The sequence below is a fragment of the Enhydrobacter sp. genome, assembly GCA_025808875.1.
Taxonomy (GTDB): domain Bacteria; phylum Pseudomonadota; class Alphaproteobacteria; order Reyranellales; family Reyranellaceae; genus Reyranella.
The window spans coordinates 3,127,242-3,139,101 of the sequence record CP075528.1; the positions used below are offsets into that span (position 1 = coordinate 3,127,242).

General features: G+C 69.1%; 11 protein-coding genes and 1 tRNA gene. 8 read left to right on the plus strand and 4 right to left on the minus strand.

Going from position 1 to position 11,860, the window contains the following annotated elements:
* The first annotated feature begins 1 nt into the window (after position 1).
* A complete protein-coding gene (locus KIT25_15525; GenBank protein ID UYN93461.1) occupies positions 2–673 on the plus strand; it encodes a class I SAM-dependent methyltransferase in 672 nt (223 codons plus the stop codon).
* On the opposite strand, the gene KIT25_15530 is transcribed toward KIT25_15525, so the two are convergent.
* The 3 genes from KIT25_15530 to KIT25_15540 all read right to left on the minus strand — a co-directional run bounded on the left by KIT25_15530 (position 652) and on the right by KIT25_15540 (position 3,628).
* A complete protein-coding gene (locus KIT25_15530) occupies positions 652–1,545 on the minus strand; it encodes an enoyl-CoA hydratase (protein UYN93462.1) in 894 nt (297 codons plus the stop codon). The genes KIT25_15525 and KIT25_15530 overlap by 22 nt on opposite strands.
* Positions 1,546–1,590: 45 nt before the next feature.
* Positions 1,591–2,526, minus strand: coding sequence for an RNA polymerase sigma factor RpoH (rpoH, locus tag KIT25_15535; GenBank protein ID UYN93463.1), 936 nt, complete (start codon positions 2,524–2,526; stop codon positions 1,591–1,593).
* A 133-nt stretch (positions 2,527–2,659) separates the two neighbouring features.
* On the minus strand, positions 2,660–3,628 hold the full coding sequence (locus tag KIT25_15540) for an RluA family pseudouridine synthase (GenBank protein UYN93464.1): 969 nt from the start codon (positions 3,626–3,628) through the stop codon (positions 2,660–2,662).
* A gap of 21 nt (positions 3,629–3,649) precedes the next feature.
* Here KIT25_15540 and KIT25_15545 point away from each other — a divergent pair, with 21 nt between their 5' ends.
* Genes KIT25_15545 through KIT25_15560 form a run of 4 tightly spaced genes read left to right on the plus strand, consistent with a single transcriptional unit; the run spans position 3,650 to position 8,223 of the window.
* Positions 3,650–3,979 carry a hypothetical protein gene (locus KIT25_15545; protein ID UYN93465.1) on the plus strand — a complete coding sequence of 110 codons (330 nt, stop codon included), beginning with the start codon at positions 3,650–3,652 and terminating at the stop codon, positions 3,977–3,979.
* Between the two features lie 38 nt (positions 3,980–4,017).
* Positions 4,018–5,061 (plus strand): low specificity L-threonine aldolase, encoded by a 1,044-nt coding sequence (locus tag KIT25_15550; protein ID UYN93466.1) that lies wholly within the window; start codon positions 4,018–4,020, stop codon positions 5,059–5,061.
* 9 nt (positions 5,062–5,070) lie between these two features.
* The gene (locus KIT25_15555; GenBank protein ID UYN93467.1) at positions 5,071–7,371 is read left to right on the plus strand and encodes a molybdopterin-dependent oxidoreductase; all 2,301 of its coding nucleotides are present in this window, start codon (positions 5,071–5,073) and stop codon (positions 7,369–7,371) included.
* Positions 7,372–7,389: 18 nt separating this feature from the next.
* On the plus strand, positions 7,390–8,223 hold the full coding sequence (locus tag KIT25_15560) for a phytanoyl-CoA dioxygenase family protein (protein ID UYN93468.1): 834 nt from the start codon (positions 7,390–7,392) through the stop codon (positions 8,221–8,223).
* 14 nt (positions 8,224–8,237) lie between these two features.
* Here the strand turns inward: KIT25_15560 and KIT25_15565 are convergent, their stop codons facing one another.
* Complete coding sequence (locus KIT25_15565) at positions 8,238–9,035, minus strand: class II aldolase/adducin family protein (GenBank protein UYN93469.1); 798 nt, start codon at positions 9,033–9,035, stop codon at positions 8,238–8,240.
* A 36-nt stretch (positions 9,036–9,071) separates the two neighbouring features.
* Here KIT25_15565 and KIT25_15570 point away from each other — a divergent pair, with 36 nt between their 5' ends.
* The 3 genes from KIT25_15570 (at position 9,072) to KIT25_15580 (ending at position 11,807) form a co-directional block, all read left to right on the plus strand.
* Complete coding sequence (locus KIT25_15570) at positions 9,072–10,094, plus strand: methyltransferase domain-containing protein (protein UYN93470.1); 1,023 nt, start codon at positions 9,072–9,074, stop codon at positions 10,092–10,094.
* Positions 10,095–10,147: 53 nt separating this feature from the next.
* Positions 10,148–10,223 (plus strand) — tRNA-Glu (locus tag KIT25_15575).
* A gap of 654 nt (positions 10,224–10,877) precedes the next feature.
* Positions 10,878–11,807 carry an AAA family ATPase gene (locus tag KIT25_15580; protein ID UYN93471.1) on the plus strand — a complete coding sequence of 310 codons (930 nt, stop codon included), beginning with the start codon at positions 10,878–10,880 and terminating at the stop codon, positions 11,805–11,807.
* The last annotated feature ends 53 nt before the right edge of the window (positions 11,808–11,860 follow it).

Consider the following 11,860-nt stretch of genomic DNA (forward strand, 5'->3'; position numbering starts at 1 on the left):
AATGAAAACTTCGTTCCGGGAGGCGGTCGCGACCGCCCTGAGTCGCGCCAATGCGGCCTTTCCCTTCCTGAAGAGGCTGGTGCCGCGGCGGGCGATCCGCTGGGTGGTGCTGCACGTCATGCGGGCCAACGACGGCTACCGCGAGATGCTGCGCAGCAATCCCGAGCGGGTGTTCCTCAACGACGAGGCCATGCCCTGGGTCGCCCGCACCTGGCGACGCGTGCTGTTCGTCGGCACGGCACCCTACACCTATCACTACGAGCGCCTGTTCGCCGACGATGCTGCCCGCTACCACACGATCGACAAGAACCCGGCGGCGCGGATCTGGGGCTCGAACAACCACATGCTGGCCAGCATCGTCGAAGTCGACGGGCTGCGCCCCGAGGGATTCTTCGACTGCGTCGTGATGAACGGCGTCCTGTCCTATCGCATTCCGGTCCTCAACGACTTCGGCGTGGAGGAGCGCGAGCTCGATCGGCTGGCGGGAGCGATGCACCGCGTCATCCGCCCGGGAGGGCTGCTGCTCGTCGGCTGGAATCTGCGCGACCGGCCCGAGTCGCCGTTTCCGCATTTCGAGAGCCGCTTCGAACGCGCCTCGACTCCCTGGGGAGTGCGCCGGGAATTCGCCGGCGACCCGCACGTCTTCGAGTTCTACACGCGCCGCGCCGATTGAACGGGCGGCGCGGGCGGCGCGTCCTCCGCGGACGTCTCGCGCTTCCTGATCGCCGGCATCAGGCCGGACGGATCGATCAGCCTGCCGTGCGCCAGCATGTTGTGGGCGTGCGCGAGGTGATGGAGGGCAAACGAGGTCTGCATGGCGCCGACCCTGCCTTGCGCATCCTGCGCCGCGTTGACCGCCTGCTTCACCAGCTTGAGGGCGAACGGCGGCTTCTGGGCGATGCGCTCGGCCATTGCCAGGCCGAAACGCTCGAGCTCGGCGCGCGGTACGACGTGGTTCACCATGCCGAGCCGATGCGCCTCCTCGGCCTTGAGCCAGTCGGCGGTGAACAGAAACTCCTTGGCCTTGCGCACGCCGAGCTCCCAGGGATGGGCGAAGAATTCCGCGCCGCCCACGCCCATCGCCACCGTGTGATCGAGGAACTCCGCATCGTCGGCCGCGACGATGAGGTCGCACGGCCAGATCAGCATCAGCCCGCCGGCGATCACCTTGCCCTGGACCAGCGCCAGGGTCGGCTTGGGGATGTTGCGCCAGCGCTCGCAGAAGCCGACGTAGATCTCCTGCTCGCGGGCGTACTGCGCTTCCGCCCCCGGTCGCCCGAAACCCGACCAGGTCCCGACTGTCTCGTGCTTGCGCATGTTGCCGTGCCCATCGACCTCGCGCAGATCGTGGCCCGACGAGAAGTGCGGCCCGTTGGCCGACAGCACGATCACCTTGACGGCGTCGTCGTGCGCGGCGCGATCGAAGGCCTCGTTCAAGGCATAGAGGAAGTTAGTGTCCTGCGCGTTCCTCGTCTCGGCACGATTGAGGACGATGCGCGCGATACCGCTCGGCAGGACGTCGTAGAGGATCGGATCTTCGGACATGGCGGGCTCCCGGGACGTTCCCGGAAGCCTAGCCGAAGGCGCAGGTCACGTCGCCGCCTGGCTCCGCTCCGCGACCCTCTCGGCCGCACCGGCGGCGGCCTCGACCACCATGTTCTTCATCGCCTTCTGCAATTTGTCGAAGGCGCGCACCTCGATCTGGCGCACGCGTTCGCGGCTGATGCCGTACTGGGCGCTGAGGTCCTCGAGCGTCTTGGGCTCGTCGACCAGCCGGCGCTCGACGATGATGTGGCGCTCGCGCTCGGTCAGGCCCTTCAAGGCCTGCGCCAGCATCCGCTTGCGCTGGTCGAGCTCCTGACTGTCGGCGAGCTTGGATTCCTGATTGGGCGACTCGTCGACCAGCCAGTCCTGCCACTCCATGTCGCCGTCGGCCTTTACCGAGGCGTTGAGCGACGAATCGGGCGCGGCGAGGCGGCGGTTCATGTTGACCACCTCCTCCTCCGGCACACCGAGGCGGGTGGCGATCTTGGTCACCTGTTCGGGCGAGAGGTCGCCTTCCTCGATCGCCTGCATCTGGCCCTTGAGCTTGCGCAGGTTGAAGAACAGCTTCTTCTGCGCCGCCGTGGTGCCCATCTTCACCAGCGACCAGGAATGCAGGATGTATTCCTGCATCGAGGCGCGAATCCACCACATGGCGTAGGTCGCCAAGCGGAAGCCGCGGTCGGGGTCGAAGCGCTTGACCGCCTGCATCATGCCGACGTTGCCCTCGGAGATCAGCTCGGCCACCGGCAGTCCGTAGCCGCGATAGCCCATGGCGATCTTGGCCACGAGACGCAGATGCGACGTGACGAGCTTGTGCGCCGCCTGGCTGTCGCCGTGCTCGCGCCAGCGCTTGGCCAGCATGAATTCCTCCTGCGGCTCGAGCAGGGGGAATTTTCGAATCTCTTGGAGATAGCGGCTGAGATTGCCTTCCGGCGAGAGCGCCGACGGAAGGGCGGGAAGATTGGCGGTGGCTGCAGCCATTGTGCTCCCCCTTTCTGGGTACGCGGGGTGAACATGCGTTTAGCACTCTCACCCTCAGACTGCTAAGCACTGTAAGGACGCCGTGCCGGGCAGGTCAAGAAAATCCGACTAATCCCCTCGGATATTGGGGAGATTACTTAACGCCGTTCAGTTCCGTGAGCAAGCTCCCGAAGTCTTGCGGCAATTCTGAGGCGAACTTCATTTCCTTCCCGGTTGTCGGATGCCGGAAAGCCAACGCGGCGGCATGAAGCGCCTGTCTGGCAAAGGACCTTAACGGCGGGGGACCTGCCCTGTTCCGGCGCGCGCCGTAGACGGGATCGCCGACCACCGGGCACCCGAGATGGGCCAGATGCACCCGCACCTGATGGGTTCTTCCGGTGTGAAGCCGGCAGGTCAGGAGGCTCGCCACGGGCGAGAGAGACGGGCCGAACACCTTATCTACCCGGTAGTCGGTCCGTGCCGGACGGCCACCGGTTTGGCGGACGGCCATGCGCTTGCGATCCCGGGGATGGCGGCCGATGGCTCCTTCGATCGTTCCCGTCTTTGCCTGGGGCGCTCCCCAGACGAGCACCTTGTATTCGCGCACCAGATCGTGGGCGGCGAACAGCTTCGACAGCGCCTGGTGGGCGGCATCGTTCTTGGCCACGACCATGATGCCCGAGGTATCCTTGTCGAGGCGATGCACGATGCCCGGCCGGCGCACGCCGCCGATGCCGGCGAGGCTCGGGCCGCAATGCGCCAGCAGCGCGTTGACCAGCGTATTGTCCGGGTTGCCGGGCGCGGGATGCACCACCAGTCCGGCCGGCTTGTCGAGCACGAGCAGGTCGTTGTCTTCATAGAGAATGTCGAGATCGCGCGGCTGTGGCCGGGGCTCTGCCGGTTCGGGCTCGGGAATGTCGACGACGAAGCGCTCGCCTCTTTTGACCTTGCGGGAGGGCTCTTCTATCGTCGTGCCGTCAGCCAACGCCACGCGGCGGCTTTCGATCAACGCCTTCACGCGGCTGCGCGTGAGGGCCGGCAGGGCAGCCGCGAGGGCGCGGTCGAGCCGGTCGCCGGCGGCGCTGTCATCGACGGTCACGACGTGGCGTCCGGCCTCGTTCATTCGTGTCTCATGGGAGTTGTCTTGGCGCCCCCTTCCCAGGCCTACGCACCGATGTGGCTGAAGGTGCTGGTGATCGTGATGGGCCTGCTGATCGTCGCAGGCTTCGTCGTCGTCGCAGCCGAAATCGCCCGCCGCATGTCTAGCCCGGCGCCGTCGCGACCGCCAGCAGCGGCGACCTTCCACGAGCGCATCGCCCTGCCCGCCGGCGCGCGGGTCGTGTCGATGACGACGGTCGGGGAGCGGCTGGTCGTCCATGTCGAGGCGCCCTCCGGACCGGCGGCCTATGTCGTCGACCCCCGCAACGGCGTCCTGCTCGGCACCATCGAGTTTCCGCCCGGCGTCGCGCGCTGACCCCGACGACCGAACGAACGCCGCCCCGAGGAGCCTCGATGAATTTTCGCAGCGACAACGAGACGGGCGCGCATCCGCTCGTGATCGAGGCGGTTGGCCGGGCCTTCGCCTCCGGCACCGCACCGTCCTACGGCGACGACGATTGGACGCGCCGGGTGGAAGGGCGGCTGCGCGAGATTTTCGAGCGCCCCGACCTCGCCGCCTACCCCGTCGCCACCGGCACGGCGGCCAACGTGCTGGCGATCTCCTGCTGCACGCCGCCCTGGGGCGCCATCTATTGCCATCCCGCGTCGCACATCGCCGTCGACGAGGCGAACGCGCCGCAGTTCTTCACCTCCGGCGCCGCGCTCCTGCCGATCGACGGCCCGGCCGGCAAGATCGACGTCAAGAGCCTCGCGGAAGCACTGGCCCAGCCGGTGTACGGCGTCGTGCATCACCCGCAGCCGGCCGTCGTCAGCATCACCCAGGCCACCGAGTGCGGCACGGTCTACGCACCCGAGGAGATCGCGGCGATCGCGACCTGCGTGCACCGCCACGGATTGAAGCTCCACATGGACGGCGCGCGCTTCGCCAACGCGCTGTCCTTCGTCGACTGTTCGCCGGCCGAGCTGTCGTGGAAGGCCGGGGTCGACGTCATGAGCTTCGGCGCCACCAAGAACGGCGCCATGGCGGCGGAGGCCGTCCTCTTCTTCGACTCCGAGCTGGCGCGCGAGTTCGAGTTCCGCCGCAAGCGCGGCGGGCATCTGTTCTCGAAGATGCGCCTGCTGTCGGCCCAGCTCGACGCCTATCTGTGCGACGGCCTGTGGCTCGCCAATGCGCGCCACGCCAACGCGATGGCCCGCCGGCTGGTGGCCGGCCTGACGCCGCTCAAGGGCGTTCAGATGCTGTACCGCGTCGATGCCAACGAGATCTTCGTCGTCCTGCCGGCCCGCATCCACGACAGCCTGCAGGAGGCGGGCGCGCAGTATCATCCGTGGCCGTCCGACCGGCCGGGCGAGCGCGCCTTCCGTCTCGTCACCGCCTTCGACACCGATCCGGCCGACATCGACCGCTTTCTCGCCATCGCCAAGGAAGCCGCCTAGAGTTGGCCGATGACCCATCAGCGCACCTTCACCACCGCCCATTGGGGCGTCTACGAGGTCGAGTACGACGACCGCGGCAACGCCCTGCAGCTGCATCCGTTCTCGAAGGATCCCGATCCGTCGCCGATCGGGCTGCACATGCTGTCGGACGAGGTGGCGCGCCTGCGCGTGCGCCGGCCGGCGGTGCGCCGCAGTTGGCTCGAGAAGGGGCCGGGCGCGGCACCGGAGAAGCGCGGCCGCGAGCCGTTCGTCGAGCTGCCCTGGGATGAAGCCCTCGATCTGGTGGCCGGCGAGTTGACCCGCGTGAAGCGCGTCCATTCCAACCGGTCGATCTTCGGCGGGTCCTACGGCTGGTCGAGCGCCGGGCGCTTCCACCACGCCCAGAGCCAGGTCCACCGTTTCCTCAATTCCGTCGGCGGCTACGTGCGCCACCAGGATTCCTACAGCCTGGGCGCGGCGCGCGTGCTGATGCCGCACATCGTGGCGACGATGGAAGACCTGATGAGCATGCATACCCCGTGGGACGTGCTGGCCGACCATTGCAGGCTGTTCGTCACCTTCGGCGGCGTGCCGCACAAGAACGCGCAGATCAACGCCGGCGGCGCCACCCTGCATCACGTCAAGGGCGGGCTCCACCGGATGCGCGAGAAGGGCGTGCGCTTCGTCAACGTCACGCCGACCGGCGAGGACATCGACACCGGCGGCGCGGTGGAATGGCTGGCGATCCGGCCCAACACCGACGCCGCCCTGATCCTCGCGCTCTGCCACGTGCTGCACGAGGAGAAGCTCCACGACCGCGCCTTCCTCGACCGCTGCACGGTGGGCTTCGACCGCTTCGCGCCGTCGCTGAAGGACAAGACCCCGCAATGGGCCGAGAAGATCACCGGCATTCCCGCCTCGCGCATCGCAGCCCTCGCGCGCGAGATGGCGGCGACGCGCACGACGGTCAGCATCGGCTGGTCGTTGCAGCGCAGCCATCACGGCGAGCAGCCCTTCTGGGCGCTGGTGACGCTCGCCTGCATGCTGGGTCAGATCGGGCTGCCGGGCGGCGGCTTCGGCGTCGGCTACGGCCCGGTCAACCTGATGGGCAGCTCCTTCCCGAAATATTCCGGCCCGACCCTGCCGCAGGGCAGCAACGCGGTGAGCGACTTCATCCCGGTCGCTCGCTTCGCCGACATGCTGCTCAATCCCGGCGGCAAGGTGAGCTACAACGGCCGCGATCTCACCTATCCCGACATCCGCCTGGTCTACTGGGCCGGCGGCAATCCCTTCCATCACCATCAGGATCTCAACCGGCTGATGACGGCCTGGCGCAAGCCCGAGACCATCGTCTTCCACGAGCAGTTCTGGACGCCGGCCGCGCGCATGGCCGACATCGTCCTGCCGGCGACCACCAGCCTCGAGCGCGACGACATCGGCTACGGCAGCCGCGAGCCGTTCCTGGTCGCCATGAAGAAGGCGCGCGAGCCGATCGGCGAGGCGCGCGACGACTACTGGATCTTCGGTGAACTGGCCCGCCGTCTCGGCGCCAGAGACGTCTACACCGAGGGTCGCGACACGATGGGCTGGCTGCGGCATCTCTACGAGCTGTCGCGCGAGAAGTCGGCGCAGGCGGGCGTCGCGATCCCGCCGTTCGAAGAGTTCTGGCAGGCCGGCATCGCCGAGGCCAGGGGCGAGACGCGCGAGCCCGTCATGCTCGCGAGGTTCCGCGCGGACCCAGCGAAGCATCCGCTCAAGACGCCGTCCGGCAGGATCGAGATCTTCTCCGAGACCATCGCCTCGTTCGGCTACGACGACTGCCCCGGCCACGCGACCTGGATCGAGCCGGCCGAATGGCTGGGCTCGCCCGCCGCCGGGCGCCACCCGCTGCACATGCTGTCGGACCAGCCGACCGACAAGCTGCACAGCCAGCTCGACCATTCGCCGCACGCGCGCGCCACCAAGGTCAGGGGACGCCAGCCGGTGACGCTGCACCCGCAGGACGCCGCCGCGCGCGGCATCGCCGAGGGCGACCTGGTGCGCGTCTTCAACGACCGCGGCGCCTGCCTCGCCGCGGCGCGGCTCAGCGACCGCATCCGGCGCAGCGTGGTGCGGCTGTCGACCGGCGCCTGGTTCGACCCGGAGGATGCCGGCTCCAACCGCCCGCTCGAGAAGCACGGCAACCCGAACGCGCTCACGCTCGACATCGGTGCCTCCAAGCTCAGCCAGGGCTGCATCGCCCAGACCTGCCTGGTCGAGATCGAGCGCTTCGACGGGCCGGCGCCGCCGGTGACGGCGCACCGCCTGCCGGTGTTTGCCGGCCGGCGCTAGCCGGCTAGTATCGGCGCCATGGGCAAGCGTCTCAGCGACGAGGCGGTGGCGCGCTACCGCCGCGACGGCTACCACTTTCCGCTGCGCGTCCTGTCGGCCGGCGAGGCGCGCTCCTGCCGCGAGCGGCTCGAGGCGCAGGAGCGCGCGCTCGGCGGGCCGCTGCAGGGCGAGATGCGCCACAAGGTGCACCTGCTCTTCACCTGGGCCAACGAGCTGGTGCGCCATCCGGCGATCCTCGATGCCGTCGAGGACGTGATCGGCCCCGACATCCTGTGCTGGAGCACGACCTTCTTCACCAAGGAGGCGCGCTCGCCCTCCTTCGTCTCATGGCACCAGGACGCGACCTACTGGGGCCTCTCGACCGACGACGTCGTCACCGCCTGGATCGCCTTCGCCGACGCGCCGGTCGAGAGCGGCGCCATGAAGTTCTGGCCGGGCAGCCATCTCAGGCGCCAGCTCGAGCACCGCGACACCTTCGACAGGGACAACCTGCTGACCCGCGGCCAGGAGATCGCCGTCGAGGTGCCGGCGGGCGAAGGCGTCGACGTGCCGCTCCGGGCCGGCGAGATGTCGCTGCACCACGTCCTGCTGGTGCACGGCTCGGGCCCCAACACCACCGACGACCGGCGCATCGGCTTCGCCGTGCGCTACATCCCGCCGCACGTGCGCCAGCTCAAGGTGCGCGATTCGGCGACCCTCGTGCGCGGCCGCGACACGCACGGCAACTTCGACCTCGAGCCCGCGCCCCGGGCCGATCTCGATGCCGCCGCGCTCGCCGCCCACCGCGACGCGACGGAACGCTCGGCGAAGGCCCTCTATTCAGGCACGGATCGGACGAGGTTCCGGGCCTGAAGGCCGCAAAGCGCCTAGTGTCTCCAGCTCGTGTCGATGCGGTCGAGCTTGCGGATCAGGGCGGCAAATTCGAGGTCGCCGCCGCCGGTGTTGTCGTCGCAGAAGCCCTCGAGCTGGGCGCGCGACTTGCCGGCGACGTTGTCGCCCATCACCGCGATGGTGCCGGCGGCGCCGGCGTCGATCTGGGTCTGGCAGGCGCGCTCGAGGCGATAGAGCCGGAGGAACGCCTCGGCCACCGAGCGGCCGGTGGTCAGCAGCCCGTGGTTGCGCAGCATCATCGCCGTCTTGTCGCCGAGATCGACCAGCAGGCGCGAGCGCTCGTCGAGCTCGAGGCTGACGCCCTCGTAGTCGTGATAGGCGAGGTTGCCGTGGAACGCCGTGGCGTTCATCGAGATCGGCAGCAGCCCCTCGCGCGTCGCCGCCACCGCCATGCCGGCGCGGGTGTGGGTGTGCATGACGGCGCGATGGCGGTCCTGGTGCGCCATGTGGATCGCCGAATGGATGACGAAGCCGGCGTAGTTCACCGGATGCGTCGCCTCGCCGATGGTGTTGCCGTCGAGGTCGATCTTGACCAGGTTCGAGGCCGTCACCTCGTCGTAGTTGAGGCCGAACGGGTTGATGAGGAAGTGCGGCTGGTCGCCCGGCACGCGTGCCGTCAGATGGCCGTAGATCAGTTCGGTCCAGCCGAAATGATCGACCAGGCGATAGGCCGCCGCGAGCTGGCGGCGCAGCACCGCCTCGCCCTCGGCGGGCGGCAGGGAATAGACGTCGACGCCGGTGACCGGCAGATCGGCAGCGATGGGTGCGTTCATCGGGGTATGATCCATCAAAATCGGGGGGAACGCCAGATGGCCGACGACCAGAGAAAGACCGACGGGCCGCGGCTCGACACGACGCGCCTGCAGAAGATCGCCCAGGCCTACTGGGAGAGCGCCGCGCTGATGGCGGCGGTCGAGCTCGAGATCTTCACCGCCATCGCGCGCGGCCACGACACGATCCCGACGCTGGCGAAGGCGGTCGACATCACCGAGCGCAACGCCGAGCGGCTGCTGACGGCGCTCGTTGCCATGACCCTGCTGGAGCGCAGCGGTGAGCGCTTCGGCAACGCCGCCGACGTCCAGCGCTTCCTGGTCAAGGACGGCGAGCGCTACGCCGGCCCGTGGATCCTGTTCACCAAGCCGCGCTGGACGGCCTATGGCGAGCTGAGCCAGCGCCTGCGCCGGCGCGAGGAGAACCGGCTCGGCTCCTACGAGAGCTTCACGGTCGAGGACGCGCGGCGCTACCACGCCGCCACCTATTCGATCGGCATGGGCGCGGCCCGCCTGTTCAGCCGCCAGGTCGATCTCGCCGGCCGCCGGAAGCTGCTCGATCTCGGCGGCGGCTCGGGCGCCTATTCCATCGTCGCCACCGCGACCTGGCCCGGCCTGAAGGCGATCGTGCTCGACCTGCCGCCGGTCGCCGTCGTGGCCGACGAGTACATCGCCGCCAACGGCGCCGGCGACCGCGTCTCCACCCTGGCCGGCGACTTCACCCGCACGCCCTTCCCGCCCGATGTCGACGTCGTGGTGATGGCGAGCAACCTGCCGCAATACGAGCCCGACCTGATCCGGCTGGTGGTCGGCAAGGCCTTCGCCGCGCTGGTGCCGGGCGGCGAGATGCACCTGATCGGCGAGACCCTGCACGACGACCGCCGCGGGCCGCTCTCGGCGGCGCTGTGGGGGCTGAACGAGGCGGTCTACGGCAGCACCGGCGTCGCCCACACCGAGGCCGAGGTGAAATCCTACCTGGCCGGCGCGGGCTTCGCCGACGTCGCCGTCCATGCCTTCGTGCCGGGCGTGCTGTCGAGGGTGACCGGCCGCAAGCCCGGCTGATCTGGCCGGTTGCGCCAACCCGGCCCTTCGACTATCTGTCGCCCTCCGGCCTCGCTCCCTTCGTCTAGAGGCCCAGGACGCGGCCCTCTCAAGGCTGAAACACGGGTTCGAATCCCGTAGGGAGCGCCAGCCGCCCTCGGGCGCCGCCGGCTGAATTGAAAAACGGGAAAATATTCCGACGCCCGCCCCACCGGCCGCACGCGGACCGGACCGCCGCCGCGCCGCCTCCCGAATTAAAAAACGGGAAAATATTCCGGCGCCCGCCCCACCGGTCGCACGCGGACCGGACCGCCGCCGCGCCGCCTCCTGAATTAAAAAACGGGAAAATATTCCGGCGCCCGTCCCACCGGCCGCGCGCGGACCGGATCGCCGCCGCGCTGCCTCCTGAATTAAAAAACGGGAAAATATTCTGGCGCCCGTGCCGCCGGTCGCGCGCCGACCCGGGGGCCGTCGCGCCGCCTCCCGAATTAAAAAAAGGGAAAATATTCGCCGGCCCGTCCCGGCGAGCGCCCGGCGTGTCCCGCTGTCCCACCCGGTTGGGACACGTCCGACGCCGATGCCACGAGGCTTTTGTCCGCGAGTGTCCCATGTCTCGCCACCCCCCGCCCCCTGGACACGCCGTGGGACACCGAGGTGGACACTTCCCGGGACACGCCCCGGGACAACGGACCCGGTCTGCCCCGGCGGGACCCGCGGATCGCGGCGCTTGACATCATCATACATATTCCCCACATACGTTCATACGGCCCGGCTTTCAATCCCGGGCCAGGAGTTCCGCCGCCGATGCTCGATCCCGATTCCGTTCCGCGCCCCATGACCGCGCCCGAGCTGCTCCAGGTGCGGGCGATGCCGGCGAAGACCCTGCTGCCGCCGCTGCTCGGCACGCAGACCCTGGCGCTGCTGCACGGCCCGCGCGGGCTGGGCAAGAGCTGGTTCGCCATGGCGCTGGCGCGCGCCGTCGCCGCCGGCGAGCCGATCCTGGGCTGGACGCCGCCCCAGCCCTGCCCGGTGCTCTATTTCGACGGCGAGATGACGGGGAACGACATGAAGACGCGGCTGGCGAGCCTCGGCCCGCCGCCGCCGCTGCTGCAATTCCTGGTCGCCGAGCTGAGCTCCGTCGCCCTGCCCGACTTCGCCTATCGCGACGGCCAGCAGATCCTGTGGGCGATGCTGAGCCGGCTGCGGCCACCGGCGCTGCTCGTGTTCGACAGCCTGGCGAGCCTGACCAGTTTCAGCACCAACGACCCCGACCGCTGGACCGAGCTGCAGCTCTTCCTGCTCCGCCTCCGGCGGATCGGCTTCGCCGTGCTGCTGATCCACCATTCCAACCGCAAGGGTTTCCAGCGTGGCACCAACCGGCGCGAGGACCTGCTCGACGTCGTCATCGGCCTGCGCCGGCCATCCGGCCATCGCGCGCGCGACGGCGCCCACTTCATCCTCGAGGTGGAGAAGGCGCGCAGCGTGCACGGCACCGCGCTCGACCCGATCGAGGCGCGGCTGGTGCGCGGGGCCGACGGCACGATGACGTGGGACTGGCGGACCGCCGCGCGCGGCAACCTCGAACGCTTCGCCGGGCTGCTGAAGCTCGGCCTCGGCGTCGGCCAGGCCGCGCGCGAACTCGGCCTGCCGCGGAGCACGGCCTATCGCATGAGGGAGACGGCGATGGAGGCGGGGTTGCTGGGCGACGCGAAGAGTGCGGCGCCTGACGGGTGAGGCACTTGTCACGATTGAGACGCATTCATTGGCAGTGCCGCATAGCGTCCCAA